The organism is Variovorax sp. AC194 (assembly GCF_979257995.1).
Map to the genome: position 1 here is coordinate 410,259 of NZ_OZ409823.1, position 19,449 is coordinate 429,707.

15 protein-coding genes are annotated in these 19,449 nt (G+C 68.7%); 9 read left to right on the forward strand and 6 right to left on the reverse strand.

The window, feature by feature from the left end:
* Positions 1 to 23 precede the first annotated feature (23 nt).
* From ACZYRS_RS01965 to ACZYRS_RS01980, 4 genes are all read left to right on the forward strand, one after another.
* On the forward strand, positions 24 to 4,199 hold the full coding sequence (locus ACZYRS_RS01965; RefSeq protein WP_463417924.1) for a YhdP family protein: 4,176 nt from the start codon (positions 24 to 26) through the stop codon (positions 4,197 to 4,199).
* Positions 4,196 to 5,011: a carbon-nitrogen hydrolase family protein gene (locus ACZYRS_RS01970; RefSeq protein WP_463417925.1), complete on the forward strand. Its 816-nt coding sequence runs from the start codon at positions 4,196 to 4,198 to the stop codon at positions 5,009 to 5,011. The genes ACZYRS_RS01965 and ACZYRS_RS01970 overlap by 4 nt, the downstream gene beginning before the upstream one ends.
* A 2-nt stretch (positions 5,012 to 5,013) precedes the next feature.
* Positions 5,014 to 7,062: a two-component system sensor histidine kinase NtrB gene (locus ACZYRS_RS01975; RefSeq protein WP_198785330.1), complete on the forward strand. Its 2,049-nt coding sequence runs from the start codon at positions 5,014 to 5,016 to the stop codon at positions 7,060 to 7,062.
* Positions 7,063 to 7,189: 127 nt separating this feature from the next.
* Entirely contained in the window at positions 7,190 to 7,816 is a 627-nt protein-coding gene (locus ACZYRS_RS01980; RefSeq protein WP_198785329.1) for a response regulator transcription factor, read from the forward strand.
* Between the two features lie 4 nt (positions 7,817 to 7,820).
* Here ACZYRS_RS01980 and ACZYRS_RS01985 read toward each other — a convergent pair whose 3' ends face one another.
* The 3 genes from ACZYRS_RS01985 to ACZYRS_RS01995 form a co-directional block, all read right to left on the reverse strand.
* Positions 7,821 to 8,387 (reverse strand): OmpA family protein, encoded by a 567-nt coding sequence (locus ACZYRS_RS01985; RefSeq protein ID WP_198785328.1) that lies wholly within the window; start codon positions 8,385 to 8,387, stop codon positions 7,821 to 7,823.
* An 83-nt stretch (positions 8,388 to 8,470) separates the two neighbouring features.
* Positions 8,471 to 9,130: a YiaD family glycine zipper/OmpA-like lipoprotein gene (locus ACZYRS_RS01990; RefSeq protein WP_042577385.1), complete on the reverse strand. Its 660-nt coding sequence runs from the start codon at positions 9,128 to 9,130 to the stop codon at positions 8,471 to 8,473.
* A 197-nt stretch (positions 9,131 to 9,327) separates the two neighbouring features.
* The gene (locus ACZYRS_RS01995) at positions 9,328 to 9,489 is read right to left on the reverse strand and encodes a hypothetical protein (protein WP_198785327.1); all 162 of its coding nucleotides are present in this window, start codon (positions 9,487 to 9,489) and stop codon (positions 9,328 to 9,330) included.
* Between ACZYRS_RS01995 and mltA the strand changes: the two genes are divergently transcribed.
* Positions 9,488 to 10,621, forward strand: coding sequence for a murein transglycosylase A (mltA, locus tag ACZYRS_RS02000; protein ID WP_463417926.1), 1,134 nt, complete (start codon positions 9,488 to 9,490; stop codon positions 10,619 to 10,621). The two genes, ACZYRS_RS01995 and mltA, sit on opposite strands and share 2 nt — an antisense overlap.
* A gap of 170 nt (positions 10,622 to 10,791) precedes the next feature.
* Positions 10,792 to 12,804 carry a PhoX family protein gene (locus tag ACZYRS_RS02005; RefSeq protein WP_463417927.1) on the forward strand — a complete coding sequence of 671 codons (2,013 nt, stop codon included), beginning with the start codon at positions 10,792 to 10,794 and terminating at the stop codon, positions 12,802 to 12,804.
* A gap of 25 nt (positions 12,805 to 12,829) precedes the next feature.
* Here ACZYRS_RS02005 and ACZYRS_RS02010 read toward each other — a convergent pair whose 3' ends face one another.
* Positions 12,830 to 13,303 carry an Lrp/AsnC family transcriptional regulator gene (locus tag ACZYRS_RS02010; RefSeq protein ID WP_176661269.1) on the reverse strand — a complete coding sequence of 158 codons (474 nt, stop codon included), beginning with the start codon at positions 13,301 to 13,303 and terminating at the stop codon, positions 12,830 to 12,832.
* Between the two features lie 105 nt (positions 13,304 to 13,408).
* Between ACZYRS_RS02010 and mdeB the strand changes: the two genes are divergently transcribed.
* Together mdeB and ACZYRS_RS02020 are read left to right on the forward strand one after the other, a co-directional pair.
* Positions 13,409 to 16,069, forward strand: a complete 2,661-nt coding sequence (gene mdeB, locus ACZYRS_RS02015) for an alpha-ketoglutarate dehydrogenase (protein WP_463417928.1) — start codon at positions 13,409 to 13,411, stop codon at positions 16,067 to 16,069.
* Positions 16,070 to 16,253: 184 nt separating this feature from the next.
* Complete coding sequence (locus ACZYRS_RS02020) at positions 16,254 to 16,805, forward strand: DinB family protein (protein ID WP_463417929.1); 552 nt, start codon at positions 16,254 to 16,256, stop codon at positions 16,803 to 16,805.
* On the opposite strand, the gene ACZYRS_RS02025 is transcribed toward ACZYRS_RS02020, so the two are convergent.
* Both ACZYRS_RS02025 and ACZYRS_RS02030 read right to left on the reverse strand, forming a co-directional pair.
* Positions 16,799 to 17,422, reverse strand: coding sequence for a TetR/AcrR family transcriptional regulator (locus ACZYRS_RS02025; protein WP_463417930.1), 624 nt, complete (start codon positions 17,420 to 17,422; stop codon positions 16,799 to 16,801). The genes ACZYRS_RS02020 and ACZYRS_RS02025 overlap by 7 nt on opposite strands.
* Positions 17,423 to 17,531: 109 nt before the next feature.
* Positions 17,532 to 17,993, reverse strand: coding sequence for a hypothetical protein (locus ACZYRS_RS02030; RefSeq protein WP_463417931.1), 462 nt, complete (start codon positions 17,991 to 17,993; stop codon positions 17,532 to 17,534).
* 531 nt (positions 17,994 to 18,524) lie between these two features.
* On the opposite strand from ACZYRS_RS02030, the gene ltnD reads away from it, so the two are divergent.
* On the forward strand, positions 18,525 to 19,445 hold the full coding sequence (gene ltnD / locus ACZYRS_RS02035) for an L-threonate dehydrogenase (RefSeq protein ID WP_463417932.1): 921 nt from the start codon (positions 18,525 to 18,527) through the stop codon (positions 19,443 to 19,445).
* The last annotated feature ends 4 nt before the right edge of the window (positions 19,446 to 19,449 follow it).

The window sequence follows — 19,449 nt, forward strand, 5'->3', positions numbered from 1 at the left end:
TTCCCGACACAGCGCGATCCTCAATGAACGACACGGCGTCTACCCCTTCACGTCTGCTCAAAATCACCGCTGTGACGGCGCGCTGGCTGTTGGGTTTGCTGATCGCTGCATGGCTTCTGCTGGCGCTGTCAGTCGTTGTCCTACACGCGTGGATTGTGCCGCGAATCGGTGATTTTCGCGGCGCACTGGAGGCACAGGCTAGCAAGGCCATCGGCGTGCCGGTGCGCATCGGCTCTATCACCGCCCGCCCCGAGGGGCTTTTCCCCGCCTTCGAACTGCGCGACGTGGTGCTGCAGGATGCCGACCAGCGCGAGGCTCTTCGCCTCGTGCGCGTGGTGGCCAGCGTGTCGCCGCGATCCCTCTGGCGCCTGAACTTCGAGCAGCTCTACATCGAGGGCCCGCAGCTGGATGTGCGCCGCGATGCTCAGGGAAAACTCCATGTGGCTGGATTGCACATGGACACCGACACGACCGGAGAGACCCGCGCCGCCGACTGGTTTTTCGCGCAGCGCGAACTGGTCATCGAAGGCGGCACCGTGCGCTGGACCGACGGGCAGCGCCAGGCCGAGCCGCTCCTTCTGACCGACGTGCGCTTCGTGGCGCGCAACGGCGGCCGCCGCCACGGCCTCCGGCTCGACGCCACGCCGCCGGCCGGCTGGGGCCAGCGCTTCACGCTGCGCGGGCAGTTCCGCCAGCCGCTCCTGTCGGTGCGCACCGGCCGCTGGCAGACCTGGGACGGCCAGATCTACGCCGACCTGCCCTACATCGATGTCACGCGACTGGGCCAATACGTCTCGCTCGACGCGCGCATCCGCGAAGGCAACGGCGCGGTGCGCCTCTGGGCCGACGTGGAAGACGGCCAGCTCGTGGGCGGCGCGGCCGACCTGGGGCTCGACCGCGTCGATGCCTCGCTGGGCAAGGGGCTGCAGCCGCTGGTGCTGCGCTCGGTCACCGGCCGTCTCGCAGGCCAGCTGAACGACGACACCTTCGAGTTCTCGACCACCGCGCTGCAGTTCGACACCTCCGACGGTCTGCGCTGGCCTGGCGGCAATCTCTGGCTGCAGCACACGCCGGCCAAGGGCCGCACGCCCGAGAAGGGCGCCCTGCGCGCCGACCGGCTCGACCTGGCCGCGCTCGCGCTCATCGCCGACCGGCTGCCGCTGGGCGAAGCCACGCACCGCGTGCTCGACAGCTACGCGCCGCGCGGGCTGGTCGAGCACATCGACCTGAACTGGCAGGGCTCGCTGGGCGCACCCGACAAGTACCAGGCGCGCGGCCGCGTGAGCGGCCTGCGCGTCGCCTCGCAGCCGGCGCCGCCCACGCCGGCACCGGCACCGGCACCGGCACCCGCAACGCCCGCCTCCGCGACGGCCGCCGCAACGCCGCCGCACGCCCACCCCGGCACGCCCGGCCTGAGCGGCGCCACCGTCGACTTCGACGCCACCCACACCGGCGGCACGGCCACGCTGGCCATCGCGCAGGGCACGCTCGAATTCCCCGGGGTGTTCGAGGAGCCCGTCATCCCGATCGACCGGCTCTCCACCCAGGTCCAGTGGAAGCTCGACAACGGCAACGCCCAGGTGCAGGTCTCCAAGCTGCGCTTCGCCAACACCGATGCCGAGGGCGATGCCGAAGCGACATGGCGCACCAGCGATCCGGCCGTCTCCAGAGGCAAGGGGCGCTTTCCGGGCGTGCTCGACCTGCAGGGCAAGCTCACCCGCGCCGACGGCACGCGCGTGTTCCGCTACCTGCCGCTGGACATTCCCCAGCACACGCGCGACTACGTGCGCGATGCCGTCACCAAGGGCACCGCCAGCACCGTCGATTTCCGCGTGCGCGGCGACCTGCACGACATGCCGTTCATGGACCCGAAGCAGGGCGATTTCCGCATCGCGGCCAAGGTGGCCGACGTCAACTACGCCTACGTGCCGCAGACCGCCACCGCCATCCCCGCGCGCACCGGCACGCCGGCGCCGGCGTGGCCTGCGCTCACGGGCCTGTCGGGCGAACTGGTGTTCGAGCGCGCCGGCATGCTGGTGCGCAATGCGCGCGGAAAGCTGGCCGGCGCCAACGGCGTGGAGGTGACCAAGGCCGAGGCGCAGATCGCCGACATGTCGCACCACGCCTCGCTGCTGCGCGTCGATGCACAGGCCAGGGGGCCGCTGGGCGAAGTGCTGCGCGTCGGCGCGCCGCTGGCCGGCGAAACCGGCGAACTCATGCTGAAGGCGCGCGCCACCGGTTCGGCCGACTACAAGCTGCACCTGGAGCTGCCGCTCGCGGCGATGGACAACGCCAAGGTGCAGGCCAGCGTCGCGCTGGCCGACAACGAACTTCAACTCGTGCCCGAGGCGCCCTCGCTCACGCACAGCAAGGGCACGCTGAACTTCACCGAGACCGGTTTTTCGCTGGCCGGCGTGCAGGCCAGGCTCCTCGGCGGCGACATCCGCATCGAAGGCAAGGGCCGCTTCACCGGCCCCAACCGCGAGGTCGCGCTCAAGGCGCAGGGCACGGCCACGGCCGAGGGCCTGCGCGGCGCGCGCGAGGCCGACTGGCTCGCGCGCCTCGCAGGCAAGGCCACCGGCAGCACGCCGTATGCGGCCACGTTCTCGGTGCGCGACGGCGCCTCCGAACTCCTGCTGACGAGCAGCCTGCAAGGCCTCGCCCTGCAGTTGCCGACGCCGCTCGTGAAGACGGCCGAGGAGCAGATGCCGCTGCGCATCGAGAAGAAAGTGCTGGCGCGCGAGACCCGTCAGGGCGGCGTCGCGGTGGCAACGCAAGACCAGCTCTCGCTGGAGCTGGGCCGTGTCGGTTCCGTGCAATTCGTGCGCGACATCTCGGGCGCCGAGGCGCGGGTGCTGCGCGGCAGCATCGGCGTCGGCCTCTCGGCCGGCGAGACCGCGAGCCTGCCCGACAAGGGCGTGTTCGCGAACGTCAACGTGGCCAAGCTCGACATCGCCGCGTGGGACGCCCTCCTGGGCGCCGCCGCGAGCAGCACCCCGAGCGAAACCCCCGGCGCCGGCGAAGACGCCGCGCAGGCCTACGTGCCCACGCGCATCGCGGTGCGCGCGCAGGAGTTGGGCATTGCCGGGCGCACGCTGCACAACGTGGTGCTGGGCGGCACGCGCGAGGGCGCGCTCTGGCGCGCCAACATCGACGCCACCGAACTGAGCGGCTACGCCGAGTACCGCCACACGCAGGCCGGCCGGCTCTATGCGCGGCTCGCGCGCCTGAAGATCGCGCCGTCCGAGGCGACGCAGGTGGAGGCCCTGCTCGACGAGCAGCCGGGCACGCTGCCCGCGCTGGACATCGTGATCGACGACTTCGAGCTGCTCGGCAAGCGCCTGGGCCGCGCCGAGATCGATGCCGTCAACCGCGGCGGCGCGGGCCGCGAGTGGCTTCTCAACAAGCTGACCTTCACCATGCCCGAGGCGAGCTTTGCGGCCAAGGGCACCTGGGCCGCCGTGCCCGGCGCCGCGGCCGGCCAGCGCCGCACGGCCATGACCTTCAAGCTGGACATCGCCGATGCCGGCGACCTGCTCGCGCGATTCGGCATGCCCGGCGTGCTGCGGCGCGGCAAGGGGCGGCTGGAAGGCGACGTCAACTGGCGCGGCTCGCCGTTCTCGCTCGACTACCCGAGCCTGGGCGGCAATCTGCAGGTCGATGTGGAATCGGGCCAGTTCCTCAAGGCCGACCCGGGGCTGGCCAAGCTCCTGGGCGTGCTGAGCCTGCAGGCGCTGCCGCGCCGGCTCACGCTGGATTTCCGCGACGTGTTCAGCCAGGGCTTCGCCTTCGACTTCATCCGCGGCGATGCGAAGATCAACAAAGGCATTGCGAGCACCAACAACCTGCAGATGAAGGGCGTCAACGCCGCGGCGCTGATGGACGGCTCGGCCGACATCGTGCGCGAGACGCAGAACCTGCGCGTGGTGGTGGTGCCCGAGATCAACGCCGGCACCGCCGCGCTGGTGGCCACCGCCATCAACCCGGCCATCGGCCTGGGCACTTTCCTCGCGCAGTGGGTGCTGAGCAAGCCGCTCGCCGCCGCCGCGACGCAGGAGTTCCACATCGAAGGCACCTGGGCCGACCCCAAGATCGCCAAGGTGCCGCGCACGCTGCAGCTGCCGGGTCTCCCCGGCCAAGGCGGCCAGACGGGTTCCTCGACCGCGGACGAAGGCAGAAAAACGGAGACCACGCAATGAAAGTCGCAGCCATCCAGATGGTGTCGGCCATCGCCCGCGAAGCCAACCTCGCGCGCGCCCACGACCTGCTCGCCGAGGCGGCCGCGGCGGGCGCCGAACTCGCGGTGCTGCCCGAGTATTTCTGCATGATGGGCGCGCGCGACACCGACAAGCTGGGCCTGCGCGAGACGGCCGGCGCGGGCACGGTGCAGGGCTTCCTGGCCGATGCGGCGCGCGAGTTCGGCCTGTGGATCGTGGGCGGCACGCTGCCCATCGAGAGCACCGATGCCGAGCACGTCTTCAACAGCTCGCTGGCCTTCTCGCCCGAGGGCCAGTGCGTGGCGCGCTACGACAAGATCCATCTCTTCTTCTTCGACAACGGCACCGAGCGCTACGACGAGCGCCGCGTCATCGCACCGGGCGCGCAGCCGGTCGTGTTCGATCTGCCTTCGCGCGACGGCCACAGCTGGCGCATCGGCATGAGCGTCTGCTACGACCTGCGTTTTCCGGAGCTCTACCGCGCGCTCGCCAGGCAAGGCGCCGACCTGCTGCTGGTGCCCAGCGCCTTCACCCGCACGACGGGCGCCGCCCATTGGGAGGTGCTGCTGCGCGCCCGCGCCATCGAGAACCTCGCGTGGGTGGTGGCGCCCGCGCAGGGCGGCACGCATGAAAACGGCCGCCAGACCTGGGGCCAGTCGCTCGTCATCGACCCGTGGGGCACGGTGGTGGCGCAGCAGGCGACGGACGAAGGTGTGGTGCTGTTCGACATCGACGCCAGGCAGATCGAGCGCACGCGCACGCAGTTGCCGGTGCTGTCGCACTGCGTTCTCTAGCGATGCCTGATGCGTTGACCGTCGCACCGCCGCGGTGGGCGCGCTCCGCGTTCGTGCGGCTGCGCTCGCTGTGGCAGCGCTGGTTCCTGTGGCTGCTGCTGGCGGTGCTGGTGTCGGTGCTGCTGGTCACGGTGGTGTGGCTCGCGGGACGGCACGAGGTCGAGCAGATGCAGGTCCAGATGGACCGCGACACCGCCGATGCCGTCTCCGACCTGCGCAGCGGCTTCCAGCGCAATGCGCAGAGCCTGCGCGCCACGCAGCTGCCGGGCACCGACCGCGCGCAATGGAACGATGCCGCGGCCGCCCTGCTGCGCGAGCACCGCGAGTGGCTGCGCCTGGAATGGCGCGACGCTGCGTTGCGGCCGCTCGAGGCGGTCAACACGCCCTACCGCATGCGCATCCTGGACGAGACCAGCCGCGGCCCCGAGCAGTCGGACGTGATGCTGGCCTGCGCGGCCGCGCGCAAGCTCGGCGCGGGCGCGTACTCGCCGAGCCACTACGTGCCGATCGCCGGCGGCGGCGGTGTGGAGGTGCTGGAGTTCTGCGTGCCGATCGACGCAGGGGGCTTTCTCGTGGCGAGCTATTCGCTGCGGGACGCCCTCATCGAGCTGGTCGGCCCTACGCTCACGCGCGGCCAGGAGGTCTCGTTCACCGAGGCCGACGGCACGCGGCTGGTGGCGCTGGGCAGCTCGCGCCGCGTGGGCACGCGCGTCTTCACCTCGCAGCAGCTGATCGACCTGCCGGGCACCGCGCTGATGCTGCGCGTGGATGGCTGGCGCGCCGCGCCCGACCTGTTCCCGAACATGCTCACGGCGCTGGTCACCGCCATTTCGATCGCGCTGGTGTCGGTGCTGGTGCTGCTCGCGCGCGACACGCGGCGGCGCCTGCGCGCCGAGCGCGACCTGGCCGATGCGCTCGCCTTCCGCAAGGCGATGGAAGACTCGGTCATCACGGGCCTGCGCGCACGCGATCTGCAGGGGCGCATCACCTATGTGAACCCGGCCTTCTGCGAGATGGTCGGCTTCACCCCCGAGGAGCTCATGGCCGACATCGCCGATGCGCCCGAAGCCCCCTATTGGCCTACCGAACTCGCGCACGAATACCAGCAGCGCCAGGCGCGGCGCCTGGCCGGCGGCATGCCGCCGCGGGAAGGGTTCGAATCGGTCTTCATGCGCAAGGACGGCACGCGCTTTCCGGTGCTGATCTTCGAGGCGCCGCTGATCAACGCGCACCGCGTGCAGACCGGCTGGATGAGCGCGTTCATCGACGTGAGCGAGCAGCGCCGCATCGAGGAGCTCTCGCGCGCGAGCCAGGAGCGCCTGCAGGCCAGCGCCCGGCTGGCCACGGTCGGCGAGATGGCATCGCTCCTGAGCCACGAACTCACGCAGCCGCTGGCCGCGATCGCCAGCTACGCGAGCGGCTCGCTCAACCTGCTCGGGCCGAACGCCAAGGGCGACCAGGGCGAAGTCGCGATGGCGGTCAGGCGCATCGCCGAGCAGGCCGACCGCGCGGGCCAGGTGATCCGCAGCGTGCACGACTTCGTGCGCCGGCGCGACCGCACGCGCGAGGCCGTCGCGCCGCAAGCGCTGATCGATGCGGTACTGCCGCTGGTGCGGCTGCAGGCGCGCAAGCTCGGCGTGATCATCGAGGTGGTGCTGGAAGACCGGCTGCCCGCGGCCATGTGCGACCGCACGCTGGTCGAGCAGGTGCTGCTGAACCTCGCGCGCAACGCGATGCAGGCGATGGACAGCCCCGACAACGTCGGCAGCCGCGTGCTGCGGCTGCGCGTGGCGCGCGCCGTGGCGGTGGGCGGCCCGGGCACCGAGGACGCGCGGCGCTGGCTCGAGTTCTCCGTGGCCGACCTGGGCTGCGGCATCGGCCAGGACGTGGCCGAGCGGCTCTTCACGCCCTTCTTCACCACCCGCGCCGACGGCATGGGCCTGGGCCTGAGCCTGTGCCGCACGGTGGTGGAGCAGCATGGCGGCGCCTTGATGCACGAACCCAACCGGCCGCGCGGCACGATCTTCCGCTTCACCCTGCCGAGCACATGACTCACCCCCAGGCTTCGCGCACTTCGTGTCGCTTCTCCTCCCCCCTCGCCGGGGGCGACACCTGCGGCCCGGCGAAGCCGGTTCCGCGGTGTCCCTGGAAGGGAACACGCTTGTTTTGGAAATTGATATGCAACCGCTGATCGATGGACTCATCTATATCGTCGACGACGACGCCAGCGTGCGCGAGGCGCTGGCCTGGCTGCTGCGCTCGCGCCGCCTGGCCAGCGAGCATTTCGGCAGCGCCGAGGCGTTCGAGCAGCTGCTGGCGCAAGGCCCGCTGCCCGATCAGCCGCGCTGCCTGCTGCTGGACGTGCGCATGCCCGGCACCAGCGGGCTGGTGCTGTTCGACCGCCTGGCCGAGCGCGGCTTGCTGGACGCGATGCCGGTGATCTTCCTCACCGGCCATGCGGACGTGCCGACGGCGGTCGATGCCGTCAAGCGCGGCGCCTTCGATTTCTGCGAGAAGCCGTTCTCGGACAACGCGCTGGTCGACCGCATCGAGCAGGCGCTCGGTGCGTCGCTGCGGGCGCTGGAGGTGCAGAGCGTGCGCCGCGGTCTTGCCGGGCGCATCGCCGAACTCACGGACCGCGAGCGCGACGTGATGCGGCTCGTGGTCGAGGGACTGCCGAACAAGCTGATCGCCGACCAGCTGGCCATCAGCGTGCGCACGGTGGAGGTCCACCGGGCGCGCGTGTTCGAGAAGATGGAAGTGAAGTCGGCCGTCGAATTGGCGAACCGACTCCGGGATCTCTAGGAGATCAGGCCTTTTCCGCGACGAAGATCTCGACGCGGCGGTTTTGAGCACGGCCAGCGGGCGTGCCGTTGTCGGCCAGCGGTTCGCGCGAGCCGCGGCCGTCGGTCGTGATGGCGGTGGTCGACACGCCGCGGCCCACCAGGTGGTTGCGCACGCTGTCGGCACGGCTCACCGAGAGGCGCTCGTTGCCTTCTTCGCTGCCGGTGTTGTCGGTGTGGCCGACCACGCGCACGCTGGCGGCGGTGGCGGTCTTCAGGCCTTCGGCGACCTTGTCGAGCACCTGCGCGAGGTTGCGCTTGACGTTGGCACGGCCGGTGTCGAACGAGAGCTCATTCGGAATGACCACGTGCAGCTGGTTGTCGGCGGTCTGCTCGATCACCACGCCCGTGCCCTTGGTGGAGGCTTCCAGGTCGGTCTTCAGGGCTGCCAGGCGCGCGGTCCAGCTGTTGGCGGGCGGTGCCGGCTGTGCGGCCGGCGCGGGTGCCGGCGGCGGTGCGGACTGCGAAGCGCAACCTGCAATGAACATCAACGCAGCCGCTGCTGCTGCACCCGAGACAAGAAGCTTCCTCATGAGATTTCCCTCTAATGGACCATTGAAAAAACGGTGAGGGGAACCGGCCGTTCGACGCGGCCGGTTTCCCCGGTGGATGGGCCTCAGCCGCGCGGGCCGCGCTCACCCACGTAGATTTCGACGCGGCGGTTCTGCGCGCGGCCGGCGTCGGAGTTGTTGTCGGCCACCGGCTCGTGCGAGCCGCGGCCCTCGATGCGGAAGGCCGCCGCGTTCACGCCGCGCGCAACCAGGTAGTCGCGCGTGCTGGTGGCACGGTCGACCGACAGCGGGTTGTTGATGGCGTCCGAGCCGGTGCTGTCGGTGTGGCCGATGATGCGCACCTCGGCGTTCGGGTTGTTGCGCAGGCCGCTCGCGAACTGGTCGAGCACCGGCGCGAAGTTCGGCTTGATGTTGGCGCGGCCCACGTCGAACGACACGTCGCTCGGAATGGCCAGCTTCAGCTCGTTGTTCTGCGTTTGCGTGACGGCCACGCCGGTGCCCTGCGTGGCGGCTTCCATCTGGCGCTTCTGGTTTTCCATGCGCTGCGACCACAGGTAGCCGCCGAGCGCGCCGGCTGCCGCGCCGACCACCGCGCCCGTGCCGATGGCACCGCGGTTGCCGCCGGTGGCCGAGCCGATGGCGGCGCCGCCCAATGCGCCGATGCCGGCACCGATGCCGGTGTTGCGCTGCGTGTCGGTCATGCCGCCGGCACAGCCGGACAGGACGATGGCGGTGGCGCAGGTGGCGAGTACGAACTTTTTCATGGCGATCCCTTTCGATGTTGAATCAAGCGGGCCAGAGCTTAGCCCCGGGAGAGTACGCGATGGTACGGGCTCAAGGCCCTACGGAAAATAAGAAAACCTTCGCCGTTCCGCATGTTTGCTGCGATGATTGCTACTAAAGTAATAGCGACAAGGTGCTTCTCCGACATGCGCGCGCGGCCTGCGGCTACACAAGCAATTCACGCTTTCGGCGGCGGGTCCCGATCATCGGCGGCGCGGTCGGCTTCGGGCTCGGCGTCGTCGTGCAATTCGCCCTTGCTGCGGCCGGAAAACATGGTCCACCAGATGATCAAGATGAACACGAGTCCCGCGGCGAGGGCTTCAAGCAGAATCAAACCCATGAGAAATGGACTCCAGTGGCTGGTCGGGCTTGCGATCGTAGCAACGCTTGCCGGCTGTTCCGTCGGCCCCCGCGTGCCCGACGCCCCCACCCGCCCCGCCGCCACCCCGCCGCGCGACCTCGGACCGCTCACCGGATCGCTCGCGCACCCCAAGAGCCGCTGGGTGCCCGTCGGCTGGGCGGAGCTTCCGGGCTTCGGCGAAGACCCGCTGCACGAAGCCTGGATCGCGCTCCTGGCCAACTGCGCGCGCCCCAACGCTGCCTTCGCGCCGCTGTGCCGCGAGGTGCGCCAGCTGGCCATCGCCACGCCCGAAGAGCAGCGCCAGTGGATGACCGACCGGCTGCAGCCCTACCGCGTCGAATCGCTCGCAGGCCAGAGCGAAGGCAAGCTCACCAGCTACTACGAGCCGGTGTACGAAGCCTCGCGCGTTCCGAATGCCACCTTCAGCGTGCCGCTCTACCAGGCGCCCGATGGCCTCGTGCCCAAGCGCCCCTGGTACACGCGCCAGGAAATCGAGACGCTGCCCGAAGCCCAGGCGGCCCTGCGCGGCCGCGAGATCGCGTGGATGGCCGACCCCATCGACGCGCTGATGCTGCACATCCAGGGCTCCGGGCGCCTGCGCATCACCGAGGCCAACGGCTACCAGCACACCGTGCGCGTGGCCTTCTCGGCCACCAACGAGCAGCCTTACCGCAGCGTGCAGCAGTGGCTCATGAGCCAGGGCGTGAGCAAGGTGGGCAAGTGGCCCGACGACACCAAGGCCTGGGCCGTGCAGAACCCGCAGCGCGTGTCGCAGCTTTTGTGGAGCAATCCGCGCTACGTGTTCTTCCGCGAGGAAACGATGAGCGAGGTGGACGCCGCCTTCGGCCCGCGCGGCGCGCAGGGCGTGCCGCTCACGGCGGGGCGCTCCATCGCGGTCGATCGCGACAGCATTCCGTACGGCACGCCGGTGTGGCTCGCCTCGAGCGGGCCGGCGGCGCAGCTGCAGAAGCTGGTGGTGGCGCAGGACACCGGCAGCGCGATCCTGGGCGCGGTGCGCGCCGATTACTTCGCAGGCACCGGCCCCGATGCGGGCCGGCTGGCCGCGAGCATGAACCAGCCGCTGCGCCTGTGGGCGCTCTGGCCGAAGTAAGCCGCGCCGTTTTCCTTTTTCCGCCGGCGAGCGCTTTCAGGGCGCGCGGCGTCATCGTTCTGTCATGGGCGATGCACAGATTCGTCACGGGCGCCTCTTAAGGTCCACGGTCTGACGGGAGGCTGACTTTTGGCCTCACCGCAACCACCCCACGATCTGCGGAAAACAAAATGACTGATTCCACCAAGGCCCCCACGGCCTCCCGCCGCCACGCCCTCAAACTGCTGGGCGCGGCCCCGATGTTGCCGCTGGGCGGCGTCGCCTTCCTCACCGCCTGCGGCGGCGGTGGCGGCGGCGGCCAGGCCTTCCCGCCCATCGTGCTGCCGCCCGCGCCCCCGCCGGCACCGCCCGCGCCGGCGCCCGCCGTCAACTTCGTCTCGGCCGAATTCAGCAGCATGGCCGCACCGTCGCTCACCGACGCCGCCGCCATGGCCACCACCACCGTGGGCTCCACGCTCAAGGTGTCGTTCGACAACGGCAGCTCCACCGAATACAAGCTGGCCTACCAGCCCTTCTTCCTGACGGGCGACATGGTGTCCGACGGCAACGGCGGCAAGGTGCTCGCCGGCGGCTACGTCGACATCAACAACAAGCCGATCGTCGACGCCTCCGTGGTCGGCAAGGAGCGCCAGTTCTTCTCTGACGCACCCGACGGCAGCTCGCTCCTGAGCCTGCCCAACGCCAGCGTGCCCGGCGTCAAGGGCAAGCCGGTGTTCGCCGTGGTCCAGTTCGAATACACCACCAAGAACCAGAAGGGCGACAGCACCTACGGCCAGCTGCCCTCGCCGATCGCCGTGCTCACGCTCGACCAGGACCAGGCCACCGGCAAGCTGAGCCTGGTGAAGTACCACAACGTGGACATGTCCAGCGCCCACGGCCTGTGGATCACCTGCGGCGCGAGCCTCTCGCCCTGGGGCACGCACCTCTCCAGCGAAGAGTACGAGCCCGATGCCTTCACCGCCTCGACCAACGCGCAGTTCAAGGCCTACAGCAAGAACGTGTTCGGCAGCGAGACCGCGGCCCGCGCCTACCACTACGGCCACCTGCCTGAAGTCACCGTGAACCCGGACGGCACCGGCAGCGTCAAGAAGCACTATTGCCTCGGCCGCATCTCGCACGAGCTGATACAGGTGATGCCCGACAACCGCACGGCGCTCATGGGCGACGACTACACCAACGGCGGCCTCTTCATGTTCGTGGCCGACAAGGAGAAGGACCTCTCGGCCGGCACGCTGTACGTCGCCAAGGTGGGCACCGGCTTCTCGATCGACCCGGCCGCCGCCGGCGCGGAGCTCACCTGGATCAAGCTGGGCCACGCCACCAGCGCCGAGATCGAGACGCTGGCCAACACCATCGCCCCGACCGACATCATGGACGTGAAGTTCGCCGACCCGCTCGATGCGAGCTACACGAAGATCTTCGCCGACGGCACCGCGCAGTGGGTCAAGCTCGTGCCCGGCATGGAGAAGGCGGCCGCCTTCCTGGAGACGCACCGCTACGCCAACCTCGTGGGCGCCAGCATGGCCTTCACCAAGATGGAAGGCACCACCGTCAACGCCAAGGACAAGGTCGCCTACTCGGCGCTGGCCAACATCCAGGACTCGATGGTCAAGAACGGCAAGGCCTGGCGCGCGGAGATGAACGTCTCGCTCGACAAGCTCCTGAAGGCCGGCGGCGTGCTGGCCCATTCGATGGCCGGCGGCAAGAAGGACATCGGCGGCACCGCGATCAACAGCGACTGGGTGCCCTTCTCGACCAAGGCGCTGATCGTCGGTGAAGACATCGCCGCTGACGCCCTGGGCAACACCGCCAACCCCGACAAGATCGCCAGCCCCGACAACATCAAGTTCTCGGAAAAGATGCGCACCCTCTTCATCGGCGAGGACAGCGGCAACCACGTGAACAACTTCCTGTGGGCCTACAACGTCGACACGAAGAAGCTCAGCCGCATTCTCTCGACCCCGGCCGGCGCCGAGTGCACGGGCCTGCATGCCGTGGACGAGATCAACGGCTGGACGTACATCATGAGCAACTTCCAGCACGCGGGCGAATTCATCGGCACCACGGCGCAGGGCGTGAAGGACGCGGTCGGCCCGCTCATCAAGACCAACTACAAGGACGGCTTCAGCGCCGTCGTCGGCTACCTCACGGCCGACCCGATCCAGCCGAAGCTCAAGAAGTAAGCCGGCCTTCGGGCTGACCCCGATTTCAGGACGGCGCTGCTGGCAACGGCAGCGCCGTTTTGTATCTGACCTGCTTGAGCGCAAAGCTCGAGCGGATCTTCTCGATGCCCGGAATCGGCGTGAGCTGTTCCATGATGAACCGCTCCAGTGCCGCCATGTCGGCCACGGCGATGCGGATGAGGTAGTCGCTGTCGCCCGTCATAAGGTAGCACTCCATCACCTCGTCGTGCTCGGCGATGCGCTGCTCGAAGTCGGCCAGCGACTGCTTGCTCTGCGTCGTGAGGCTGATCGAGATGAACACGTTGAGCCCGAGGCCCAGCGCCTTCGCGCTCGCGAGCGCCACGTAGCGGTCGATCACGCCGTTGGCTTCGAGCACCTTCACGCGCGCCAGGCACGGCGAGGGCGACAGGTGCACGCGGCGCGCGAGCTCCACGTTCGACAGCGCGCCGTCGCGTTGCAGCTCGTCGAGAATGCGCAGGTCGATGGCATCGAGTTGCATGAAATGCTTCGAAATCAAAAGATGGCGGAATTTTATGCTGCGATGCCCGCGTGGGCTTGCGTGCGCCGGTAGCTAATTTTCCGCATGTCGGCTTAAAGTGCCGTCATGAACGCCCCGATTTCCGCCGACCAGATGCGCGCCCTGTTGCTCGACAGCTCCATGTCGCACGACCCCGATCCCGCAGAGACCGCCGAATGGCGCGACGCGTTCCTCGCGCTCGCGCAAACGCACGGCCCGCAGCGCGCGCGACAGATGCTGGTCGAGTTGGCCCGCGTGGCGCGGCAGCAGCGCATCGGCTGGCAGCCCGAGCTGGCCACGCCGTACGTCAACACCATCGCCGCCGAAGACCAGCCGCCGTTCCCCGGCGACCTCGCGGTGGAAGAGCGCCTGGCGTCGCTGATGCGCTGGAACGCGCTCGCGATGGTGGCCAAGGCCAACCAGGCCTATGGCGAACTCGGCGGCCACATCGCCAGCTACGCGAGCGCGGCCGACCTGTTCGAGACCGGCTTCAACCACTTCTTCCACGCGCGCAGCGAGCAGCACCGCGGCGACCTCGTGTTCTTCCAGCCGCACAGCGCGCCGGGCGTCTATGCGCGTGCGTTCCTCGAAGGGCGCCTGAGCGAAGAAGACCTCGCGCACTACCGTCAGGAACTCACCGCGCCGGCATTCACGCAAGGCAGCGGCGCGCGGGGCCTGAGCAGCTACCCGCATCCGTACCTGATGCCGGACTTCTGGCAGTTCCCCACGGGCTCGATGGGCATCGGCCCCATCAGCTCGATCTACCACGCGCGCTTCATGCGCTACCTCACGCACCGCAACCTCCTGAACTGCGAGGGACGCAAGGTGTGGGGCGTGTTCGGCGACGGCGAGATGGACGAGCCCGAATCGATGAGCGCCTTGACGCTCGCCGCGCGCGAAAAACTCGACAACCTCGTGTGGGTCGTCAACTGCAACCTGCAGCGCCTGGACGGCCCGGTGCGCGGCAACGGCCGCATCATCGACGAACTCGAAAAGCTCTTCGCGGGGGCAGGCTGGAACGTCGTCAAGCTCGTATGGGGCAGCGACTGGGATGGCCTCTTCGCGCAGGACGTGAGCGGTGCGCTCGCCCGCGTGTTCGCCAACACCGTCGACGGCCAGATGCAGACCTTCGCCGCGAAGGACGGCCGCTTCAACCGCGACAATTTCTTCGGCCAGAACCCCGAACTCGCGCGCCTGGCCGAAGGCATGACCGACGAGCAGATCGATCGCTTGAAGCGCGGCGGCCACGACCTCGTGAAGATCCACGCCGCCTATGCGGCGGCCGCCAAGCACAAGGGCCAGCCCACCGTGATCCTCGCCCACACCAAGAAGGGCTACGGCATGGGCAGCGCCGCGCAGGGCAAGATGACCACGCACTCGCACAAGAAGATGGGCGACGTGGACCTCATCGAATTCCGCGACCGCTTCAACCTGCCGCTCACCGACGCGCAGGCCACCGCGATGGACTTCTACCGTCCGGCCGAAGACAGCGCCGAGATGCGGTACCTGCGCCAGCACCGCGAAGCGCTCGGCGGCGCCATGCCGCGCCGCGAGACCGCGTGCGACGTGGTGCCCAAGCCCGACATCGCGAGCTACGCGCAGTTTGCCACGGCGGCCGCCGGCAAGGAGATGAGCACCACCATGGCGTTCGTGCGCATGCTGGGCAACCTCATGAAGGACAAGGCCCTGGGCCCGCGCATCGTGCCCATCGTGGCCGACGAGGCGCGCACCTTCGGCATGGCGAATCTCTTCAAGCAGGTGGGCATCTATTCGAGCGTGGGCCAGCGCTATGCGCCGGAAGACATCGGCTCGGTGCTGAGCTACCGCGAAGCCACCGACGGGCAGATCCTCGAAGAGGGCATCAGCGAAGCCGGCGCCATTGCGAGCTGGACGGCCGCGGCCACCAGCTACAGCGTGCACGGCCTGGCGATGCTGCCCTTCTACATCTACTACTCGATGTTCGGTTTCCAGCGCGTGGGCGATGCGATCTGGGCCGCGGCCGACCAGCGCGCGCGCGGCTTTCTGCTGGGCGCCACGTCGGGCCGCACCACGCTCGGCGGCGAAGGCCTGCAGCACCAGGACGGCAGCAGCCACCTCGTGGCCGCGACCATTCCAAACTGCAAGGCCTACGACCCCGCCTACGCGGGCGAGATGGCGGTGATCGTCGACGCGGGCATCCGCGAAATGATGGTCGAGCAGAAGGACGTTTTCTATTACGTCACGCTCATGAACGAGAACTACGCGCAGCCCGATGTGCCCGCGGGCGCGGAGGCCGACATCCTGCGCGGCTGCTATCGCTTCGGCACTTATGCGTCCGCCAAGGGCAAGGCCAAGCAGAAGGTCACGCTGATGGGCTCGGGCGCGATCCTCACCGAGGTCGTGAAGGCCGCGCAGCTGCTGGCTGAAGAGGGCATCGAGGCCGAGGTGTTCAGCGTCACGAGCTGGAGCGAACTCGCGCGCGATGGCCTCGCATGCGAGCAGCGAGCGATCGCAGGCGAGGTCGCCGGCGAAGCGTTCATCGCTCAGCAACTGGGCAAGGGCAAGGCGCCGATCGTCGCGGCCACCGACTACGTTCGCGCCGTGCCCGAGAGCGTGCGCGCCTTCCTCCCCGAAGGCCGCCGCTACCTCACGCTCGGCACCGACGGGTTCGGGCGCAGCGACACGCGCGCCGCGCTGCGCGCGTTCTTCAACGTGGACGCGGCGAGCATCGCGCGGGCCGCACGGTACGCACTCGGCACCGCCTCCTGAGCGCCGACGCGCCTCCGGCGCGTCGGTTGCGGCCTTCTTTTCCGGGCGAAATGCGAGTTGTGAAAAGACGAGCGCCGCTTTCCGCCTGAGGAAGAACGGGCCGCGGGTGCGTTCCGAACGCGAGTATCTAAAGCGAGTCTCCGCTCATATTATTTTCCTGACGACACAACGAACAGGAGTCATCATGAGCGTCGAGAAAATCGCATCCACACACCGCATGCACGCGACCGCCGGCGCTGCGCACCCTTACGCGCAGCTGGTCGCCATGAAGCGCTGGGCCGATCGTGGCCTCTATGAAGCCGCGGACCGCAATCTCGGGAAGCTGAGTCCGCAGGACGCTGTCCTCATGCGGCGCGTCCTCGACCACATGCATGCGGTCGACCGGATCTTCCAGCATCACCTGCAAGGGCTGTCCCACACGTTCCGGGCGGCACGCTCCGAAGAACTGCCCGAGATCGGCGCGCTCGCGAGCGGCACCCGCGAAGTCGACGACTGGTATGTCGCTTACGCGGGCGGCCTCGCGGCCGGCGATGCCGACGAGCCGGTCGACTTCGTCTTCACCAGCGGAAAGCCCGCGCGCATGACACGCGGCGAAATCATCCTGCATGTGTGCCTGCACGGCAGCTACCACCGGGGCAATGCCGGGGCCCTTCTGCAACTGAGGGACATCACGCCGAGCCGCGATGGCATCACGGACTTTCTCGAAGCCGAGCCCTCCCGGGCGAACGCCTATTGAAGGTAGCCGACCACGAAGCGCGTGGTCTCGTCGGTGAGCTTCTTCAATGCCTTGTCCGACAGCATCTCCGCGCGGTGCAGCACCGCGGTGTGCGCCAGTGCTTCGATGGCCGTCACGCACATGAAGGCGGCCAGCTCGAGGTCGGTCACGCGAAGCTCATCGCGATGGGCTTCGAGATAGCCGACGAAGAAGGAGTGGCTCTCGCGAACGAGGCCCACCGCGTTCTCGAAGCGGCCCGTGTGCGGAATCTGCTCGGCGAGGGCGCGGTGCAGCTTGGGATCGATGCGGTGCGCCTCGATGGCCACCGCAACGAGCCTGCGCACCGCCTTGGCCACCGGCTGCGTGGCGACCTCCACCATGGCCCCGCGCACGAGCTGCGCGATCTCCTCGTTGTGGCGTTCGATGACGGCCGCCACGAGCGCCTCCTTGCTGGGAAAGTACTGGTAGAGCGAGCCGACGCTGACGCCCGCCGCCTCGGCGATCCGGTTGGTGCTGGCCCTGTCGAAACCTTCCTTCACCAGGATGCGGGCCGTTGCTTCGACCAGCGCATCGACGGTCACTCTGGAGCGCTCCTGCGTGGCGTGCTTTCGGGGTCGGGTGATGGCCTTGCGTGGCATGTCGGCGTTCCTGAAGACGAATGAAAAAATGCGAGCCGTCGCTCATGCTAGCGGCTGCGGCCCGCACGGGTCCATCGATCCGTGCGGGCCTCGCGCGTGGGCGCCGGGATCAACCGCCGAACAGGAGCGGCAAGCTCGGCTTCATCGTCATCAAGGCCGCGACGACGCCGAAGAGGGCGATCACGCTCACGCGCGCAGCGAGGGCAAACTTTTCGCTCGCGAACGCCCCGATCTGCGCAACCGAAGCCTCGCCGCCGAGCGCCGATTCGACCCGCAACTCCCAGGGGGCGACGAATCCGTGCCGCACCGCCATGGCAACGGCAATGACGGCGAATGCCGCAAGCAGCCACGGTGTCCACAGCGGCCAGCCACCGAGAAACACCAGGACGATGCCGGCGAGCACCCCCAGGTTGAGCAGCAGGTGCGCGGAGCGGCCGGCGCGCAGCGCCATCCTCGCGGGCCGCCATCGGCCGTTCCGGGCCATGGCAAAAAGCAGTTCGCCGGCCATGAACGAAAGAATTGCCGCGAGCGTCGCGCCGGTGTGGATCATCAGGGCAGTCGTGTACAGCATCGGCGTGTTCAGGCAGTGCCCGCCTCGCGGGAATGAGGGCGGTCTTTGAATCGGGTTTCCATGCGTTCGATCTCCAGTCACATCGTTGAATGATTCGGGTGTCGAAAGAATACGAGCGCAGGCTCGCATTGGTCTACTCGCATTCCTGAAACGTGCTGCACGCCACGTGGACCGGCCTTCACGCGGCGTGAGATGCGGCGCGGGCTCGCATTCACGGCGCGCAATTCGGTGCTGCGCGAAGGCCGGCCGGTGAGCCAGCAGGGGGAGCGAAGTGTTCCCTGCGGGTTTGCCCCGGCTGAACGGATGGGGTCTCAACTTGTATGATGACCTGACAAATCGAGAGAACCGAACGGGATGCTGGCACGCGACCTCGCTTCCCTGTATCTGCCTCCTTTCTGCGCCCTGCGCACCGGAGTCGCTCCGCGAATTTCCTCCCCGGAGCAGCGCCTGCAAAGCCGGTCCTCGCGGAAATTCCTGAACTTCAAATTGCGTGTTGTCCAACCTTTCAAAAACCCGATGGAGCCCGAGCCAATGAACCAAGACAACACCCCCGTCGTCGGCCTCGTGGGCCTGGGCGCCATGGGCAGCGGCATGGCGCAATCGCTGCGCCGCGCGGGCCATGCGCCGCGTGTGTTCGACGTGCGCCCGGGCGTGGCCGAGGCCTTCGCGCGCGACGGCGGCACGGCATGCAACACGCTGGCCGCGCTCGGCGCGCAGTGCGACATCGTGGTCAGCGTCGTCGTCAACGCGGCGCAGACCGAGTCGGTGCTGTTCGGCGACGGCACTACGCCCGGTTGCGCGGCGTCGATGAAGCCCGGCAGCCTCTTCGTGATGTGCTCCACCGTCGATCCGAACTGGTCGGTCGCGCTCGAGGCGCGGCTGGCGGCAGAGGGCATCCTGTACCTGGACGCGCCGATCTCCGGCGGTGCCGCGAAGGCCGCAAGCGGCCAGATGACGATGATGACCGCCGGCACGCCCGCCGCTTATGCGAAGGCCGGCGGCCTGCTCGATGCGATGGCCGCCAAGGTCTATCGCCTCGGTGATTCGGCCGGCGCGGGCAGCAAGGTGAAGGTCATCAACCAGCTGCTGGCCGGCGTGCACATCGCCGCGGCCGCCGAGGCGATGGCGCTGGGCCTGCGCGAAGGGGTGGACCCGGACGCGCTCTACGAAGTCATCACGCACAGCGCGGGCAACAGCTGGATGTTCGAGAACCGCATGGCGCATGTGCTCGCGGGCGACTACACGCCGCTGTCGGCTGTCGACATCTTCGTGAAGGACCTGGGGCTCGTGCTCGACGTGGCGCGTGCGAGCAAGTTTCCGCTGCCGCTCTCGTCCACCGCGCACCAGATGTTCATGCAGGCATCGACCGCGGGCTTCGCGCGCGAGGACGACAGCGCGGTCATCAAGATCTTCCCGGGCATCGAACTGCCCACCCCGAACAAGAAAGCCTGAAGAA

Coding starts and splice junctions, on each gene's coding strand:
- mltA (WP_463417926.1), top strand. CDS start 9,488: ATGAGAAATGGACTCCAGTGGCTGGTCGGGCTTGCGATCGTAGCAACG.
- ltnD (WP_463417932.1), top strand. CDS start 18,525: ATGAACCAAGACAACACCCCCGTCGTCGGCCTCGTGGGCCTGGGCGCC.
- ACZYRS_RS01975 (WP_198785330.1), top strand. CDS start 5,014: ATGCCTGATGCGTTGACCGTCGCACCGCCGCGGTGGGCGCGCTCCGCG.
- ACZYRS_RS02020 (WP_463417929.1), top strand. CDS start 16,254: ATGAGCGTCGAGAAAATCGCATCCACACACCGCATGCACGCGACCGCC.
- ACZYRS_RS01985 (WP_198785328.1), bottom strand. CDS start 8,387: ATGAGGAAGCTTCTTGTCTCGGGTGCAGCAGCAGCGGCTGCGTTGATG.
- ACZYRS_RS02025 (WP_463417930.1), bottom strand. CDS start 17,422: ATGCCACGCAAGGCCATCACCCGACCCCGAAAGCACGCCACGCAGGAG.
- ACZYRS_RS01970 (WP_463417925.1), top strand. CDS start 4,196: ATGAAAGTCGCAGCCATCCAGATGGTGTCGGCCATCGCCCGCGAAGCC.
- ACZYRS_RS01990 (WP_042577385.1), bottom strand. CDS start 9,130: ATGAAAAAGTTCGTACTCGCCACCTGCGCCACCGCCATCGTCCTGTCC.
- ACZYRS_RS01980 (WP_198785329.1), top strand. CDS start 7,190: ATGCAACCGCTGATCGATGGACTCATCTATATCGTCGACGACGACGCC.
- ACZYRS_RS01995 (WP_198785327.1), bottom strand. CDS start 9,489: ATGGGTTTGATTCTGCTTGAAGCCCTCGCCGCGGGACTCGTGTTCATC.
- ACZYRS_RS02010 (WP_176661269.1), bottom strand. CDS start 13,303: ATGCAACTCGATGCCATCGACCTGCGCATTCTCGACGAGCTGCAACGC.
- ACZYRS_RS02005 (WP_463417927.1), top strand. CDS start 10,792: ATGACTGATTCCACCAAGGCCCCCACGGCCTCCCGCCGCCACGCCCTC.
- mdeB (WP_463417928.1), top strand. CDS start 13,409: ATGAACGCCCCGATTTCCGCCGACCAGATGCGCGCCCTGTTGCTCGAC.
- ACZYRS_RS01965 (WP_463417924.1), top strand. CDS start 24: ATGAACGACACGGCGTCTACCCCTTCACGTCTGCTCAAAATCACCGCT.
- ACZYRS_RS02030 (WP_463417931.1), bottom strand. CDS start 17,993: ATGCTGTACACGACTGCCCTGATGATCCACACCGGCGCGACGCTCGCG.